Annotated in this window: 12 protein-coding genes; 9 read left to right on the forward strand and 3 right to left on the reverse strand. The window is 53.6% G+C overall.

Features of this window, described 5'->3' with window-relative positions:
• Window positions 1–83 precede the first annotated feature (83 nt).
• The 7 genes from AB4P90_RS13645 (at window position 84) to AB4P90_RS13675 (ending at window position 9,699) form a co-directional block, all read left to right on the forward strand.
• Window positions 84–1,232: a JmjC domain-containing protein gene (locus AB4P90_RS13645; RefSeq protein WP_395605994.1), complete on the forward strand. Its 1,149-nt coding sequence runs from the start codon at window positions 84–86 to the stop codon at window positions 1,230–1,232.
• A gap of 77 nt (window positions 1,233–1,309) precedes the next feature.
• Window positions 1,310–2,449, forward strand: a complete 1,140-nt coding sequence (locus AB4P90_RS13650) for a hypothetical protein (RefSeq protein WP_395605995.1) — start codon at window positions 1,310–1,312, stop codon at window positions 2,447–2,449.
• 5 nt (window positions 2,450–2,454) lie between these two features.
• Window positions 2,455–3,720: an HlyD family secretion protein gene (locus AB4P90_RS13655; RefSeq protein WP_395605996.1), complete on the forward strand. Its 1,266-nt coding sequence runs from the start codon at window positions 2,455–2,457 to the stop codon at window positions 3,718–3,720.
• A gap of 104 nt (window positions 3,721–3,824) precedes the next feature.
• Window positions 3,825–5,876 carry a peptidase domain-containing ABC transporter gene (locus AB4P90_RS13660; protein ID WP_395605997.1) on the forward strand — a complete coding sequence of 684 codons (2,052 nt, stop codon included), beginning with the start codon at window positions 3,825–3,827 and terminating at the stop codon, window positions 5,874–5,876.
• A gap of 27 nt (window positions 5,877–5,903) precedes the next feature.
• Window positions 5,904–7,481 carry a hypothetical protein gene (locus AB4P90_RS13665; protein ID WP_395605998.1) on the forward strand — a complete coding sequence of 526 codons (1,578 nt, stop codon included), beginning with the start codon at window positions 5,904–5,906 and terminating at the stop codon, window positions 7,479–7,481.
• Window positions 7,478–8,218: an HAD family hydrolase gene (locus tag AB4P90_RS13670; protein ID WP_395605999.1), complete on the forward strand. Its 741-nt coding sequence runs from the start codon at window positions 7,478–7,480 to the stop codon at window positions 8,216–8,218. The genes AB4P90_RS13665 and AB4P90_RS13670 overlap by 4 nt, the downstream gene beginning before the upstream one ends.
• A gap of 65 nt (window positions 8,219–8,283) precedes the next feature.
• Window positions 8,284–9,699 carry an efflux transporter outer membrane subunit gene (locus AB4P90_RS13675; protein ID WP_395606000.1) on the forward strand — a complete coding sequence of 472 codons (1,416 nt, stop codon included), beginning with the start codon at window positions 8,284–8,286 and terminating at the stop codon, window positions 9,697–9,699.
• Between the two features lie 262 nt (window positions 9,700–9,961).
• Here the strand turns inward: AB4P90_RS13675 and AB4P90_RS13680 are convergent, their stop codons facing one another.
• Together AB4P90_RS13680 and AB4P90_RS13685 are read right to left on the reverse strand one after the other, a co-directional pair.
• Window positions 9,962–11,200 (reverse strand): MFS transporter, encoded by a 1,239-nt coding sequence (locus tag AB4P90_RS13680; RefSeq protein WP_395606001.1) that lies wholly within the window; start codon window positions 11,198–11,200, stop codon window positions 9,962–9,964.
• Between the two features lie 290 nt (window positions 11,201–11,490).
• Complete coding sequence (locus tag AB4P90_RS13685) at window positions 11,491–11,877, reverse strand: TIGR03067 domain-containing protein (RefSeq protein ID WP_019820134.1); 387 nt, start codon at window positions 11,875–11,877, stop codon at window positions 11,491–11,493.
• A 340-nt stretch (window positions 11,878–12,217) separates the two neighbouring features.
• On the opposite strand from AB4P90_RS13685, the gene AB4P90_RS13690 reads away from it, so the two are divergent.
• Both AB4P90_RS13690 and lpxO read left to right on the forward strand, forming a co-directional pair.
• Window positions 12,218–13,543: a Wzz/FepE/Etk N-terminal domain-containing protein gene (locus AB4P90_RS13690; RefSeq protein WP_014718361.1), complete on the forward strand. Its 1,326-nt coding sequence runs from the start codon at window positions 12,218–12,220 to the stop codon at window positions 13,541–13,543.
• 263 nt (window positions 13,544–13,806) lie between these two features.
• Window positions 13,807–14,706 carry a lipid A hydroxylase LpxO gene (gene lpxO / locus AB4P90_RS13695; RefSeq protein ID WP_014718362.1) on the forward strand — a complete coding sequence of 300 codons (900 nt, stop codon included), beginning with the start codon at window positions 13,807–13,809 and terminating at the stop codon, window positions 14,704–14,706.
• An 18-nt stretch (window positions 14,707–14,724) separates the two neighbouring features.
• Here lpxO and ligD read toward each other — a convergent pair whose 3' ends face one another.
• The gene (gene ligD, locus AB4P90_RS13700; RefSeq protein ID WP_395606002.1) at window positions 14,725–17,238 is read right to left on the reverse strand and encodes a DNA ligase D; all 2,514 of its coding nucleotides are present in this window, start codon (window positions 17,236–17,238) and stop codon (window positions 14,725–14,727) included.
• Window positions 17,239–17,245 lie beyond the last annotated feature (7 nt).

A 17,245-nucleotide genomic window follows, 5' to 3' on the forward strand; every position in this document is an offset into this window, starting at 1 on the left:
AGACTAATTTCGGATTCGCCGAAATAGAAATAGGCTTCTTGCGGCTCAATAAAATTAGAAAAATACTCAGTTAGCCGTGAAAAATGACAATCGATTTCAAGATTAGCGCTGAAAGCTTCAAGAAAGAATATCAGGAGCGTTTGCCACTTGTTATAAAGAAAGCGGTAGATACCTACAATGTGCAGTGGTCTGACATCAATGACATCATTTCCAGGTGTGATCCACAGTCGGAAAATTTTCGTGTTTCTTTCCCTCATGGAAATATGGCGAAGGATAAGTATGTCCACACCTATTTTCATGTCGGTGATGTACGAAGAAAGCTGAACAAGCCTGCGCTCTATGATTTTCTTCGTCAAGGCGGCACGGTTGTAGCTAATAATATCTACGATGAGCCGGCTTTTAACGATTACGCCAAAGACATTGCTCAATTTACGGGTAGACAGACAGTCACCTCTGCTTACATCGCGTTTGGTGAAACTGACGCCTACCGCGAGCACTGGGACTCACGAGATGTTTTTGCGGTACAGTTGAAGGGGCGAAAGCGCTGGGTTATTTACGAGCCCACGTTTGACGCGCCACTCTATATGCATCAGAGCAAATATCTGGAGCATAAGCACCCGTGCCCAGAAAAGCCTTATCTTGATTTCATTCTTGAAGAGGGCGATATTCTTTATATCCCTCGTGGCTGGTGGCATAACGTCACCCCCTTGGGCGAGCCAACGGTTCACCTGGCGATAGGTACCTTTCCTGCCTTCGGTGTCGATTATGTGCGATGGATATTTCGTCAACTCCCAGATTGCGTTCATGCTCGAATCGCCTTGGAAAATCATGAGCAGGATCATCAAGCGATCCGTGCATTGAGCGAACACATCGGGCAACTCATGAACGATCCGGCTTGCTACCAGCGGTTCATGGAAGAACATGTCGGCGAACAGGTTCTCGAAACACGTTTAAGTCTGGAGACGCTGGGCGATTTGAGTATCAAGACCCTTGCTGGCCATACAGGCATCCGCTTTAACATATTGCGCTCTGATCTTGCCCAGGACTATGTCATCAATCACAATGGAAAATTTTCTTTCAAAGATGAGCTCCAGAGCTTAAAGATCTTTCTCACTAAGCATCCGACGACAACCGTTGCTGAAATTGAAATGAGCTTTCCAGATTTTCCGAAAGCACAACTTTCAGAATTGCTTTACCTCTTGGCAACGCATGGCGTCATAGAGCTTCTTTAATACGTCCGATTTATTTCCGGACGGGTGCTTTACCCGTCCTTTCCTGCCATGCGTCCAAGGTTTTGCGGATTCCACGAATGACTTTTTCATTGCCGTACCCTTTTGACGTCGATTACATGAGGCGTAATAAGGTATTTCTGCTTTTCTGCCCCACTGACAGGTTGGATGATGAACAGCGTCCTGTTCTTGAGGGCCGATCTTTGTTGTACAAACTTGATAGTACCGCGTATCAAGTGTGTCCTTACTCAGATTCGCGGGGCAAGGTAGACAAGCCCATCAATGTGGAGTCGTTAAAGTCGCTTTCGCGTCATCAAGATACCGTGACGGATTTGATAAGGGGGATGGGGAAGTACCTGGTTGATCAGCATGACGATGGAGGATCTGGGCCAGATATGGCACAGTTGTACGCACTTTCCTACATGGGTTACAAATCTCCCAGTTTGTTTTTCTGCAGAATGCTGCTCAATGAGAGTGCGTCCATTCCGGCGGTATGCTCGGTTGCCTCACGATTCTTTCATGGTTTGATGAATCTGTTGTCATTGGTAGCCCTGGAATACAATGGCGCGTTGGCGGGAGTGAGAATCACGCCTGCAGAACTCTACGATTACGCGGATACTCGCGGACATCTAGTGGGTGCAAAGGAGTCTTGTGCAGCGTCGAAGACAACGATAATCAAGTATCTTTCATTAATTACTGAGTCGTGTGACGGGGCTGCGCAGGCTGATGAGCACTTGATGAGTTCGGTAGACGAGCTTGAAATCATATGTGACTTGGCACAAGTGATCGAAGAGCTTGAACTCGCCTGTCTGATATACGAAACCATGCGCTGCTGGCTCTGGCGTCAAACACCCGGGTATGAAGCAAGAGCGGATAGACAAAAATTCGCAACACCGCATTGCCTGATGGCAAAAAAAATTTCTCGTATGAAGGACCCATTTGAGCACCTATTATTTAAGCGTGCCAGAAACCTGTCACGCACTTTGGGCGGTGAGAGTGCAGCCACTACCCGCTTCATAGAATTAGCGAGTTGGTCCGTTACTGCGGCTCAGGAAAACAGCGTGAGTTTCGTGGAAATCCATCAAGGGTTGAAGTCCGAACTGCTCTGCTTCATTTATCAATATGCTGAATTTATAGAACAACATGTGGTCGGAGGCGAGTTTCTCTCTGCCGACCTGGATGTCTTCTTCGGCACGTGGCCAGATCAAAGGCCTGAGTAGCCAATATGGAAAAGAAAGAACTATTCAGACAGAAAGCTTTGGACGCGAGGAAGGACTCGAAAACGCTCTATGGCGAAGTATTGCTGTTTTTACCCGACTCTTATCGTGCCATTCTGATTATTGTCACTTTGACGCTGGCGTTATTGATTGCTTTCTTCGTTTTTGGGTCATATACAAAAAGGGTTAATGTCAAGGGTGAGTTGTTCTCTACTCAGGGCGCTTTTCCTGTATATCTGCCTAAATCAGGTGTTATAAAACAATACTATGTGTCCGAAGACCAAGTCGTCAAACAGGACGACCCTCTGTTCGTAGTCTCCACTGAGGTGTTTGGCGCGGAGAGCCGTGGTACATCGACTGAAACCATTGGCCTGCTGATCGAACGCAAGGAGCTGTTGCAGCGTCAGTTGGAAAGTGAAGAAATAGCCAATGCCGAGTATCTACGTAGCCTGACAAGTCAGATCGAGTCGAAACAAAGTGAGAAGTTGCTGATTGCTGCACAGCTCAACGACGTTAAAAAGAAGAATCTGCTTTTATCCACCAGTCTTAAAAAGTACGAAGAAGCGCGCCTGCAGGAGGCGATTTCCGATGACTCAATGACTGAGAAGACTATTACTGCCTTGAACAGTCAAATCGATTATCGCGAGCGGCAAAGGCAACTTGAAGCCGTAGTTCGAGATATCGCGAGTTTCTCGTTCGATAGAAAAAAAGCCACTTCTGAGTTTGGTAATCGACAGTTGCAGATCAAAGGTGACCTGTTGGCACTCGAGGAGCAGATCCTCGCTGCGGAGTATCAAAAAGGTATCGTCGTGAAGTCCCCCGTCGCTGGTGTAGTTACCGCCATTCAGGGATCAAATGGCTCCTACTATGAAAACACCAAGCCCGTGTCGTTCATTTTACCTTCTGGGTCTGAACTGGAGGCTCGTCTCCTTGTGCCGGCGGCTGCCATTGGATTTATCAAGAAAGGAGATGCGGTCTATCTCCGCTATTCGGCTTATCCCTACCAACAATTTGGCCAAGGTAAGGGCATTGTCTATTCGATCTCTGGTACTTCATTGCTACCGGACGAAATAGCCTTGGGCTCAAAGCTTTCCATTACCGAGCCCATGTATCTGGTCAAGGCAAGAATCGAGTCACAGACCATCAACGGGAGTGGATCGACGTATAACCTCAAACCAGGGCTTATCATTGACGCAGACATCATGTTGGAGCAGCACAAAATCTACCAATGGCTCCTTCGTCCTTTTTTTTCACTCTCTGAAAAACTTAAATAGTCACCACTATGAAAAACAGGTCGTACTTTTCTCGGCTGTTTGAGTCGCGATTTCAAACTGTCTTGCAAACCGAATCTACTGAATGCGGTCTGGCGTGCGTAGCGATGCTGGCTAACTATTACGGCCACCATGTAACCTTGCGCGATTTGCGACTCAGATTTGCGGTTTCGCTGAAAGGAATTTCTCTTGGTTCGCTGTTAAGGGTGTGCAAACACAACGGCCTTTCCAGTCGCCCCATTCGTACCGGCCTTACTGGGCTGCGGCAAATGAAACTGCCATGCATTCTGCATTGGAATTTCAATCATTTCGTGGTGCTAAAAAGTATCGGCACAGACCACGCCATTATTGTTGATCCGGCGCATGGTGAACGGCGGCTTCCGCTTGAGCAACTATCCCAATCATTCACGGGTGTGGCCATTGAAATCTGGCCAAACCCGGACTTCGTGCCTGAGAAGCCTAAAAGGAATGTTCCGCTTGCACAATTGATGGGCAAGCTACGCAGACGAAAACGGGCGATTGCGTCTGTACTTTTACTCGCATTTGCCTTGGAGTTTTTTACTGCTCTTGCGCCGTTTTACATCCAGATGGTAGTTGATAACGCGATCGGTGCAAACGATCGGTATATTTTTGCAGTGTTAGCTGCTGGCTTTGCCGTAGTTTATTTGCTTAGGAATCTCATTGGTTCGGTCCGAAGTTGGTTTCTTATGTATTTGGGTACCAGCCTTAATGTGCAATGGAAAGATAATATCCTTGAACACATGTTGTCGTTGCCGCTTGAGTATTTTGAGAAAAGACACGTGGGAGACGTAACGTCGAGATTCGGCGGTATAGATGCTATTCAACGGATGCTGACAACCTCTTTTATCGAATCCGTTCTGGACGGGATTTTTTCAGTGGTTGTCATTGTGATCATGTTGTTCTACCAGCCATTGTTGGGAGGGATCGTCCTGCTGAGTACACTGCTTTATTTTATGGTCCGTTGGTTAATGAACGCTGCGCTGCTGGACTCATCCAGAAATGAAATCATTCACAGTGCCAAACAGAATTCGTATTTGCTCGAAACCATTCGCGGTATCCGTCAGATTAAACTCTACGGTCAGCAGCGTGATCGTAGACTCGCCTGGATGTCCCTATTCGTCAAACAAACCAACGCCAAACTCAATACTCAAAAAATGGAGATCTGGTTTAAGTTTGCCCGCGCGTTGATCTTTGATGTTCAGAATATTGTAGTGATCTGGTGTGGTGCGCTGTTGGTGATTGACAAAGAGTATACGGTTGGTGCGCTGATCGCGTTTCTGGGATATAAAATGCTATTTGAAACCAGAGTGGCGGCGTTGATCGATAATTTGTTTATAATTCAGAATATTCAACTGCAGGCAGATCGTTTGAGTGACATCGTATTGTCAACACCTGAAAGTGTGGGCGATACGGTTGACGTTGAACCGAATCGGTTACCTGCGACGTTGGAATGCCGGAATGTTTTCTTTCAATACTCGCTCTTCGAGAAGAACGTAATTGATGACCTGGATTTCAAAGTAGAAGCCGGGGAGTCGGTTGCCATTATCGGTCCGTCGGGTTGTGGTAAATCGACAATATTCAATGTCATTCTGGGTATTTATCAGGGCGCAAAGGGACGAATTCTCATCGGTGGGGAAGATATCACCAGCATGGGTGTCGAGAACGTCAGAAAGATGCTGGGTACCGTTTTGCAAGATGACATGCTCTTCGGCGGTTCAATTGTCGAAAATATCGCTGGTTTTGATAGCGAAATCGACTTCGAATGGGTTACGAAGTGCGCGGAACTGGCGAACATTTCCGCAGAGATCGAAGCGATGCCCATGCAGTACTACACATTGGTAGGGGACATGGGGGCGGTACTCTCTGGCGGTCAAAAGCAACGAATCCTTCTGGCGAGGGCGCTATATAAACGCCCTCGCATTTTGCTGCTTGATGAGGCCACGAGTCACCTTGATGTCGCCAATGAAAGAGCGGTCAGTCGGGCGATCAAATCACTGAAGATCACCCGCATCATTATCGCGCATCGACCAGAAACCGTACTGTCGGTCGATCGAATCCTATTGATGAGCGAAGGACGCATCGCGTCAGTCCTTTCGCCTGCGGAAGCCGCAGCGCTTCTGAAAGCGATGAATAATTAATAAGTCTGTCGCAGGTCAAAGGGAATTATGGAAAGTATCGTTCGGTTGGACCAACACATCGCTTCGGATATTGAACGCGGGACCTTTGAGGCCTTTCAGTGTCAGGGTGAGCCCGAGCAATTGATTGAAGCAATCGTTCAAACCCTGGATATATTTTTTACGGCGTCCGACTGGGAGGTCAGTCGAGGTCTGTCGCATGTCGTTTTTTCACATAAATCCTGTGAGATAACAATTGCAGCCAAGTCTGCCGATGCGAAAAGGACGGCAGTGTCATCGCCCTTTGCAGCCCGTCATCAGATGACGGATATCATGATTATTTCTCGGAATTCGGATGCGATATCGAATCAAGCCTATCTGCTTGCCGTTGATTTTTTGCGGGTTTACTGTTCATCGTACTCCAGTGACGAAGTGGATCTTATCCGCGGTGGGTTTCCACTTTTAGCGAGCGTGAGTGCGCAGCATAATTTTGAGAACGATAACGTTGCGCTGATATTCCGCGACCATTTTCTGGAAGATAACCTGGGATTTCTTCTGTCATGCAAAGACTCCGGTATCAATCCTCGCTGGATATTTGCCTTGTCCAAGGGGGACCGTACGCTGAAGCGCGACAGGATTGCGTCGTACCTCAAGAGCCTGCATTTCAATGTTGGCTTGTTTGACAACGCCGCGTTTGACTCAAAAGCCTTCGATGAAAACACTTCATCGGTTTATGGGTTGATCGAGCAGTTTGTGCTCCAGGCCAAGGCTGCGGGACGCCGAGTTATTCTGATCGACGACGGCGCGTTGATGCCAATGGTGTTCGGGCAGCGACAGCATCTGATCGATTTCACGATCGAACTGACAATCATCGGTATCAAGCGCTTGAGCAAGCTGGCTTCGCTCTCCATGCCGATATTGGACCTGGCGCGGTCGAAACTCAAAACAGCGTTGGTTTATCCCGAAATATCCGATGCCTGTTTCAGAAGAGTCAGGCACATGCTAAGTGACGAAAAGTTTTCCGGTAGAACGGTGATTATTGCCGGTTACGGGAATGCCGGACGGCCATTGGCTCAGAAGTTTCGATCTATTGGCTGTCAGGTTGTAGTCGTCGATGTACACAAAATTCCACTTATCTGTGCAGCTGAAGAAGGTTTCCGTACATTCTCCTCGTTGAGAGCCGCTCTTGAACAGCATAAGCCAATGTTGGTGGTAGGTTGTTCCGGCGAAGTCTCTATTGGAGCAGAGGATCTAGACCTAATTCCAAACGGCTGCTATTTGACCGGTATTGCGACTCGGGATCTGTCCGAAATAAATAAGAATCTTGGTAAACAGCAGATTGTCAATATTCCCGGATTCGGTAACGAATATCGATTGGCCGATGGACGAGTATTTTATCAATTGGGGGATGGTCGATCGGTCAACTTGTTTGAGTCTGATTCGATTCCCAATAAAGCCGGTGATATTTTCCGCTCCGCAGTGCTGATTCTGTTGGCGAGTGGTATTAGAACGCCGGAGAAGTTCTGCGCCGGTATTAACTTGAATCAAGTGGATGACGTGCTGCTGGAGTCGGGCATTTATGACGCTTATTACGAAACCTATCTTGAACAGGCTGGAAGTCCAAAATGAGCATCGAAGAAAAATGGGTGATATTTGATTACGGCGGAACGCTCGCTTTACCCAGTCCACGGGTAACCTGCAACAACCTGGGTGCGTATTTTTCACGTGTGCTGCCCCCACAACAGCGCGAGCAATTTCTTCACATATTGCAGCGAAGTTGGGAAGGGGCCGATGAGCGTGGTAGAGCGTTGGGGCTGGACGTCAGTCTGTGCACGATCCTTCACGATGTGTTACGTGAACTCAATATCCCGTTTGTGGGTACACAGCATGTTGTTGACTCTTTTCTCCGACAGCTCGGCGACGGTGAAGTCACTCCCGCTGCAGCGGCGGCAGTGCGTGAAATCAAGAGCCAAGGTTACAAGATCGGCCTGGCTTCCAATACTTTACGTTCCTCTAAAGTCAGAATCGAGTCTCTCCAACGAGCAGCCATTGCCGATGAGTTCTCTGCCGTTATCATCTCCAGCGAGATTGGTTTCAGGAAGCCTCACCCTGTATTTTTCGAAATACTGCTCAGGCGCATAGGCGCGATCCCGGAGCAGGTCGTGTTTGTCGGCGACACGTGGCATAAAGACGTGTTGGCGCCTATCGAGTCAGGTATGCGTGCAGTTTGGATAGCGGAAGGAAACAAGGCTGATCCTGTTTCTGTTCGACACTCGGTGCCGCTTATCAGCGATATATCGCAATTGCCGTCGCTGCTTGCGCAAATGTCGATGGCAGTTTCTGCCTCCAGAGACGTTCAATACTGATCATGCATATTTTGGCGAAATGCATCAGTGCGGACGTGTCTTTCCGACAGCATACGGAGGCTGGAGTGGCTGCTGTCGGCGTGCATGGCGTGAGGTTGTGCCTGATAACTGGCGCAACGCTCATGTTGATCGCGTGCTCGGGTGGACCTTCCGAGAAGACGACACCGGGAGTGCCCGACCAGTGGGCTTATGCCGGCGGGAAACAAGCAGGAGCACTTTGGGGCGCGAGTGGCTCGCCCTGGTGGCAACGTTTTTATGACCCGAAGCTCAATCGGCTTATTGACTCGGCTTTGGCACGCAATAACGATTTGGCCAAAGCCGCGTTAAATGTGCGAGAGGCTCAATTAGTGGCCGCGCTGGCCGGTGATCCACTGCACTTTGGTCCTCAAGGAAACGTAAATGCCGCAAATGGGCGTCGACTCGACGGAGACCGGTATCCAAATACCCGCTCCAGCTCGATGAGAGTTGGGGTGAGTTACACGGTCGACCTCTGGGGGCGCCTCTCTCGCGAGCGAGATATCGCTCGTTGGGCATTGGAAGCATCCCAGTCGGACCGCGAAACTGTACGCCTCAACGTCGTGGGTACGACGGCCGATCTCTATTGGAGACTGGCGTATTTCAACCAGCGCGTCGCCTCGGCCGAAAAAAGTTTATCGACCGCACAGCGGACGCAACAACTCGTACAGGCTCAATCAGTTGCGGGCGCAGTTTCGGCGCTGGAAAGACGTGAGGCGGAGCAAACGGTGCTGACCCAGCGAAGCAGCCTTTCTCAACTGCGACAAGCGCAAGTCGAGACGCGCAACGCGCTGGCGATACTGTTCAACACGGCACCTGCGACCAATATTCTGGAGGAGGTGCTGGGCCAGGAGCCTCAGGCGTTACCCATGGGGGCACTACCTGCCGTAGAGGAGGGATTGCCTGCGGCGCTCTTGAGCCGTCGCCCGGACCTGCGCTCAGCAGAGCTCAATTTGCGGCAGAGTCTGGCAAACGTAGATGTTGTGCGCACCAGTTATTATCCGACTTTGACGCTGACAGGTGCCATGGGCTCCACCAGTGACACGCTGAGTAGCGTGTTGGCCAATCCAGTGGCTACGCTGGGCGCGGGTCTGGCGCTACCATTTCTCGACCTCAAGGCCTTGCGTTTCAATACTGAAATTGCGCAGGTCCAATATGAAAGTGCGGTCATAGAGTTTCGCCAGACGCTTTATCAGGCCTTTGCAGATGTCGAGAATTCGTTGTCTGCACGCAGCCATCTGGCTGAGCAGGCTGAGCTTCAGGCGCTGAACGTAGTCGCTGCGGGTGAGGCGGAACGCTTGTATGAGATCCGCTATCGCGCCGGCGCAGTTGCTTTGCGATTTTGGCTTGATGCTCAGGAGTCGCACCGAAATGCCGAGCTGCAACTTGCGCAAGCGAGGTTGAGCCAGTTGCAGAATCTGAACACCTTGTATCAGTCACTGGGCGGGGATGCGTCTTTGCCCTAAAAGCCCGGCTACGGCAGAAGAGACGAGCGATTTCCTCCTCTGTACTCAGCCAGGCAACCAGTCGAAGATGATCAGGAGGATCTTGCGGCTATCGAAGCCGGGCTGAAGGCAGCCAACGGTCGAACTCGCTTCAGTTGCTGGACGAACTGTTTTCAATATCCGCGCCGGGATCATTACTGACTAACCAGTATTGAGGACGCCCGCTCGCCGAACACAAAATGTGGGGGGGGGGGTTGGAGTTTGACGCGCATTGTCGCATATGTCAGGCGACAGTTGTATGGCGAGCGAAGGATGGTTTTGCCAAGGTCTCCGGCATCGCCAGCCACAACAGCATCAAGGCAGCGGCTGCAACTGCCGCCAACGTCAGGAACGCCGCGTTGTAGCCAGCCTGCTGCACCACGAAACCGGCCAGGCTGCTACTGAGCGCCGCGCCGAGGCCAAATACGGTGGAGAGGGCGCCCAGGCTGACGTTGAAGCGCCCGGTGCCTTGGGTCAGGTCTTTGACGATCACCGGGAACAGGGCGCCGAAAATGCCGGCACCGATACCGTCGAGCATCTGCACGGCTACCAACCAATATGGGTCGCTGGATAGGGTATAGAGCACGCCACGCAACGGCAGTATCAGGAAACCGGCAAGCAGCAGTGGCTTGCGCCCCCAGATATCGGCCTTGAGCCCGACCAGCCAGGCCATCGGCACCATCACCAACTGTGCGGCGACAATGCAGGCTGAAGTCAGCGGGGTAGCCATCTGCAGATTGATCTGCGCCAGTTTCTGACTGACCAACGGCAGCATCGCGGCGTTGGCCAGGTGAAACAGTGCGCAGCAGATGGCGAACAGTAGCAGCGGTTGGTTGGTGAGCAGCGCGTTAAGCCCCGAGGGCTGTTCGTGGTCGGTGTGATGGGCCGGATCAAAACCACGGGCGACCTCATGGTCAATCGCCTTGGCCGGCACGCAACTGACCGCAATGACACTGGCGACGGCCATGAACGCCATCAGGTAGAACACCACCACCGGCCCGAACAGGTAGGCCAGCCCGCCGGCCAGCAATGCGGCCACGGCATTGCCGGCATGGTTGAAAGTCTCGTTGCGCCCGGTACGCCGGGTGAAGGCACGCGACCCGGTGATTCCCAGCGAAATGGCGGAAATTGCCGGGGCAAAGACAGAGGCAGCTACGGCGCTGGCAGCTTGGGTCAGCGCCACCCAGCCAAATGAACTGACGAAGGGCAGCATCAGGCAACTGCCCGTCACCAACAGCGCGGCCAGGGCGACCACCGCACGTTTGCTGCGAGTGCGGTCGATCAACGCACCCGCGGGGCCTTGGGTCAGCAAGGCAGCGATGCCTGCGAGGGTCATGACCACGCCAATACTGGCCGGCTCCCATTGATGCACGGCCAGCAGGTAGATCGCCAGGTACGGTCCGAGACCGTCGCGTACATCGGCGAGAAAGAAGTTCAGGCTGTCCAGGGATAAAGCGATACGCAGGTTTGAATGACGGGCCACGATGCGACCTTCAAGAGCGGCGTTCAGGGGCTGAACACGCGTTGGGTTAATGACCTGTGGGCTGGGCGATAAGTTTCGCGGTGAACGAGGGTTTCAGCACGCAAAAAAAAGCCCGCGAGGAGAGGGCGGGCCAAGGGATTCACTGGAGTAGGTAGGCTTCACCCTATAGGTGGAAAAGTGAAGGCCTTGTGAAAATGCCGTGATCAAATCGGATGGTCACGTCACCGCCTATCTCCCTGAAGCCCCGCGTTCCAACATGTGGGAGCAGGCAAGCCAGCTCCCACATTTGATCAAGACCGCCGCACAAAGGTGCGCATGGTTTGCCCAGGGCCGGTGCTGAACACGGTGGGCCTGGGCATGCCTTCATCCGCTGCGATAAATACGAAATCATCGCCGTCGAGCCGGTAACTGGCGGGGAGTTGCTTGCCTGCATCATCGCCCATGTCGTCCGTCCAGGTAATGCTTTTGGGCGTGGTACTGGCGTCCAGTACGAAGCGTCCTGCCAATAATACTTCGCCACTGACCGTGGTCACTTCGAAGCGATCCCCCGCAATTGTCGTCGTTGCTCCCGGCGCGCTGTGGGCATCCACGGGGTTAAGCACGCCACTGTCTTCAAGGGCTGTTTGTTCCCAAGTGCCTTGCAGTGCGCGAAAGTCCGAAGCGGAAAGGGGTGACATGCAAACTCCTTATTGCTGTTCAAAAAAATGTTCAATTCTATTGAGGCTGACACTGTTCCGCCTGTAGGCGAAATTTTTTTCTTTATAAGACAGCTATTTGACAGCTTTTTCATGTTGTATTGACTACGCTTGCAACCAGATCAGTCTGACATGGCTGTGTCATTTGGCTTACTCACCGAAATGAAACCGAAATAATCCCTAAGTTTGTGGGATATTTCAGGGGACTGAGTGGTCACATCGCCATTGGTCTGCCGTATCCAGGGCGTTGTCCCTGATTTTTGAAGTCTTTTAGACTTCTGAGAATGATGGCCTTTTAGTATTATTTTAAGGTGTTCTTATTTTGAATCGTACTTCCCCGCTTCCGCCTTCCGCAGCGTCTGATGAAATTGATTTATTTGAATTGTTTCACGCCATCTGGCGACAAAAAAAGCTGGTGATCGGGTGTACGCTTCTGGCCGGGGTATTAGGCGCAGGTTATGCCTTCCTGGCACCCAAGACCTATGAAGTCAGCAGTGTGTTGCGGCCTGCTGCAATCAACGAGCTAGACGCCTTGAACCGTTCGGAAGTGTATAAGTTGCCGCCTGCCGATGCGCTGCTCAAAGTGGGCGCGCAGTTGGACTCTTATGATGCACGCCTGGGGTTCTTCAAGGATCATGAGGAGTTGTTCAAGGCGTTCAAGAAACCGGGGCAAACCCTTGAGCAGAGCTTTGAGGCGTTCAACCGCAATTCGGTCAATCTGATTTTGCCTGACCCCAAGAAATCCGATTCGTTGAGCAGCTATATCCGTCTGGAACTGCAATACCCGACCGACGTCGATGGTGTTGCGATCCTCAACGGTTTTGTGGACTACGCCATTGCCGCCGAGCGCCAGCAAGTGGGGGCCGACCTCAAGGTGATCGTCAATAACCGCTTGAGCGAGCTCAAGGGCAAGATCGACGCCGCCCGCGCCAACTACGATACCGATAAAGAATCGAAAATCGCCAAGCTGCTGGAAGCGGACCGGCTCAAGCGTGCCCAACTGCAGGATGAACTCAGCGCCCTGCGCCTGCAGATGAAGATGGAACGCACCAACCGCCTCGCCGAATTGGCCGAAGCCATCAGCATTGCCAAGTCCATGGGCATTCGTACACCGACAACGCCGTCCTCAATGGCCGACTCCACCCGCACGGGTTCGAGCCAGGTCATGCGGACCGAGGTGAACAACCAGAAGATCCCGCTGTATTTCATGGGGACCGAGGCGTTGGAAGCCGAACGCGCTGCATTGCAGCAGCGTACCAGCGACGATTTCACCAACCCGCGCATTGCCGAGATCGGCAAAGAGCTGCAACTGCTGGAAAGCAACCGCGAGGTTGAGGTGCTGCGCAAGCGTGGCAATGAAGACATCTTCTTGCAGGACGTCGAGCCGCTTCGCGCTGAAGTCGCCAGGTTGCGTGGTTTGAATATCGATATGAGCAACCTCAAGCTGGTGACGATTGACCGTCGAGCCCAGGAGCCTCTGTCGCCGATCAAGCCGAAAAAGCCGCTGGTTATCGCGTTGAGCCTTGTTGGCGGACTGTTGCTGGGCCTGATGATTGCGCTGATCCGCTACTTCGTTCGCAGCCGCACTCAGGCCGTGCCCTATACGGCATTAGGGGATCGCCGCGAGGGTAACGACTCGCCGCTGTAACCCTTCCAGCGCCCTCAAACAGGCAAGCTCAAGGGCCTGCCTGCTCTTACCCCCAGCACACTCAGTAGACAGCTTTTCACAATTCTTAGTTAACCTTTGGTTACAAAGTGTGGCTAAATAACTGCCAATGGTCGCACGCAGGCGGTTATCCGCCGGCCGTGTCGCCTATATGTGAATTGTGATTTCAGGTGCTGCTTATCCATCCTCGGCCGTTGTGGGCCCGCAGGAGCAGCCTGTTCTCTCCCTGACGTGTGACGAATCCCTTGAAACTCATCATTGTTGCTCTCTACGTTGCTTCCATTGCGTATGTACACCTGCGCGGTCGGGTGCGACACAAGCTGGGTCGCCAGCTTAGCGATCACTCGACGTTCCTGGCGCCGATCAACTGTTTCCTGTACCTGTTCTCCAAGCAGCCCAGCCGTCCCTACCTCTCGCCCAGCGACTTTCCAGACCTGAGCCCATTGCAGGAGCACTGGGAAGAGATCCGCGAAGAAGGCCAGAATCTGATGCGGGCGGGTGAGATCAAACGCTCGGAGCAATACAACGACGTAGGGTTCAACTCGTTTTTCAAGACCGGCTGGAAGCGGTTCTACCTCAAGTGGTACGGCGACAGTCACCCCTCGGCGATGAAGCTGTGCCCACGCACCACCGAGCTGGTGCAAAGCATCGGCTCGATCAAGGCGGCCATGTTCGCCGAGCTGCCACCGGGCTCCAAGCTGGTACGTCACCGTGACCCGTATGCGGGCTCGTACCGCTATCACCTGGGGCTGGATACCCCTAACGATCCAGGTTGCTACATCAATGTGGATGGCGAAAGCTATTACTGGCGCGATGGCGAGCCGGTGATGTTCGACGAGACCTACATTCACTACGCGGAAAACACCACCCAACAGAACCGCATCATTCTGTTCTGTGATATCGAACGGCCGATGAAGTACCGCTGGGCAGCTGCGTTCAACCGCTGGTTCAGCCGCAATGTGATGGCGGCCGCAGGTTCGCCCAACGATGAGGGTGACAAGACCGGCGGCCTCAACCGTGCCTTTACCCGTCTGTACAAGATTCGCCTGCGTGGCAAAGAGCTCAAGAAGCGCAATCGCACGCGCTACTACCTGGAAAAGTGGGCGATCTTTGCCGGTCTGGCGCTGATCTTCATTCTTATCTGACCTGGCTCAAGGCGCGGATCACCCAGGGGGGTGCGCGCCCAGCTTGTCCCACATCTTTTTGCTGATCTTCTGTCGATTGGCATACCCCGCCCAGGGGTCATCCTTCAACGTTTGCAGCCGCTGATGCAGGTTCGCCACTGTCCACTGCTGGGCGCCACGCAATCCTTTCAACTCCTCTCGACCCACCGGCACCGACACTGGCAGGCCTGGGCGGGCCCGCACGGAATACGCCGCTACGGTACTGGCGCCACGGGCGTTGCGCAGGTAATCGATAAAGATCTTGCCCACGCGGTTCTTGGGGCCACTGGTGGCGGTAAAGCGTTCGGGCAGTTGCCGGGTCATGAATTGGGCAATAGCTTTGGCGAACGCCTTCACGGTGTCCCAGCCGTCGCGCCGGGCCAACGGCACGATCAAGTGCAGGCCCTTGCCGCCGCTGGTTTTGACGAAAGCTTGCAAGCCCAGCTCATCGAGTACCGACAGGGTCAGTTGGGCCGCTTCCAGCATGGCTTTCCAGGGCAGGGCCGGGTCCGGGTCGAGATCGAGAACAAACAGGTCAGGCGTTTCAATCTTGTCTGCAGTGGCGCCCCAGGTGTGAAATTCGACGGTACCCATTTGCACCGCGCCGACCAGGGCCTCCACGCTGTCTATTTCCATCAGGCGCGCATGGCCTGGGTCCAGCGCCTGGTCCAATTGCTTGATGTGGGGGATGGCCATACGCTCTGAGTGCTTCTGGAAGAACTGCTCACCTTCGATCCCTTCAGGCGCCCGCAGCAATGACACGGCACGTGCGCGCAGGAAGGGCAGGATCCATTCGCTGATATCGGTGTAGAACTGCGCCAGTTGCTGTTTTTGCGTGCCGCTGTGCTTGTCGATAATGCGCTCGGGGTGAGTGATTTTCACGTTCTTCACCGTTGCCTGCGCTTTACCGGCTTTCGACGTTTCGTGTGCCTTGACCGACTTGGCCGCGCGCGGCTGTTCATGAATGATCTGCGAGGCTGGCTTGTCGGTGCGCAGGCCCACAAACGCGGCTTGGCGCACCACGCCTTCGCGGGTCCATTCGGCAAATTGCACCTCGCCGACCAGGCTCGGCTCAACCCAATGCACGCCACGGGCCTGGGCACTGGTCAATGGTTTTTGCAGGGGCGAGTCCTTGCGCTCAAGCGGGGTGAGCTTGGCATAGATACTTTTCAGCGCCGCCTGGTCAAAGCCTGTGCCCACGCGCCCGGCATATACCAGGCCGGTGTCATCGTTGACCGCCAACAGCAGCGCCCCAAAGCCGCTGCGCGAACCTTGGGGGCGGGTGTAGCCGACAATCACGAACTCTTGGCGCAGGCGGCATTTGAGCTTGATCCAGTCGGCACTGCGCCGCGACACGTAGGGGCTGCCGGCGCGCTTGCCGATCACGCCTTCGAGCGCCAGGTCACAGGCGCTCTCGAAAATATCGCGCTGGCTGGCGGCAAAGGCTTCGGAGAAGCGCAGCAGTTTGCTTCGGCTGGCGGACAGCGCAGATTTAAGCGCAGCCCGACGCTCTTCGACCGGGTCTTCACGCTGGTCGCGGCCGTTCAAAAACGGTGCGTCGAACAGGTAATAGACAATGTCCAGGCTGCGGCCGATATCGAACGCGTTTTGCAGTGCCTGGAAATCCGGCAGCCCGTCGCCATTGAGGCTGACCACTTCGCCATCCAGCCAACTGTCCTTGAGCTTGAGGGCTTGCAAGGCTTTGCACTGACGTGGCAGGCGTTCGGTCCAGTCGTGGCCGTTACGGGTGAACAGGCGCACTTCGCCGTCGCGAATGCGCGCCATGATGCGGTAACCGTCGAACTTGATCTCGTAGCGCCAATCACCTTCGGGCGCCCGGTCCACCAAGGTTGCCAATTGGGGGGCAAACTCATCCGGCAGGGCAGCGATGCGCTTGGGCGTTTTGGCTTTTGGCGCGGCCTTGGGTTTGGCCTTGGCCTTTGGCTTACCCACCACCGCATCGCTGAGCACGCTGGCGGGCTCGGCCTGGACGATATCGAACTCAGAGGCCGAGCGCGCCTGCTGATCGTTTTCCTTGATCAACAGCCATTGCTCCTTGTCGCCGCTGCCCTTGAGCCGGGTGCGTACCAGCGCCCAGTCACCGGAGAGTTTTTCACCGACCAGGGTGAATTTGAGCTTGCCCGCCGCGTAGGCTTTGCGCGGGTCATCGTGGGGCTGCCAAATGCCTCGGTCCCATACGATCACATCCCCCGCACCGTATTGGCCGGCGGGAATGCTGCCCTCGAAACTGCCATAGCTCAGTGGGTGGTCTTCAACATGCACCGCCAGGCGTTTCTGGCTCGGGTCCAGGCTTGGGCCCTTGGGCACCGCCCAGCTCAGCAGCACGCCATCGAGTTCCAGGCGAAAGTCGTAGTGCAGGTTGCGCGCATCGTGCTTTTGAATCACGAAGCTGAGGGCCGAGACGTTGCGTTTGCTGGCGGGTGAGCTGCCGGCGGGTTCGGCGGTGATCTTGAAATCGCGCTTGCGATTGTACTCACTCAGGGGCTTTGCCATGTCATTC

This window comes from Pseudomonas sp. B16120 (genome assembly GCF_044218845.1).
Taxonomy (GTDB): Bacteria; Pseudomonadota; Gammaproteobacteria; order Pseudomonadales; family Pseudomonadaceae; genus Aquipseudomonas; species Aquipseudomonas paracarnis.

Coding starts and splice junctions, on each gene's coding strand:
- AB4P90_RS13665 (WP_395605998.1), top strand. CDS start 5,904: ATGGAAAGTATCGTTCGGTTGGACCAACACATCGCTTCGGATATTGAA.
- AB4P90_RS13650 (WP_395605995.1), top strand. CDS start 1,310: ATGACTTTTTCATTGCCGTACCCTTTTGACGTCGATTACATGAGGCGT.
- AB4P90_RS13670 (WP_395605999.1), top strand. CDS start 7,478: ATGAGCATCGAAGAAAAATGGGTGATATTTGATTACGGCGGAACGCTC.
- AB4P90_RS13660 (WP_395605997.1), top strand. CDS start 3,825: ATGCTGGCTAACTATTACGGCCACCATGTAACCTTGCGCGATTTGCGA.
- AB4P90_RS13655 (WP_395605996.1), top strand. CDS start 2,455: ATGGAAAAGAAAGAACTATTCAGACAGAAAGCTTTGGACGCGAGGAAG.
- ligD (WP_395606002.1), bottom strand. CDS start 17,238: ATGGCAAAGCCCCTGAGTGAGTACAATCGCAAGCGCGATTTCAAGATC.
- AB4P90_RS13685 (WP_019820134.1), bottom strand. CDS start 11,877: ATGTCACCCCTTTCCGCTTCGGACTTTCGCGCACTGCAAGGCACTTGG.
- AB4P90_RS13645 (WP_395605994.1), top strand. CDS start 84: ATGACAATCGATTTCAAGATTAGCGCTGAAAGCTTCAAGAAAGAATAT.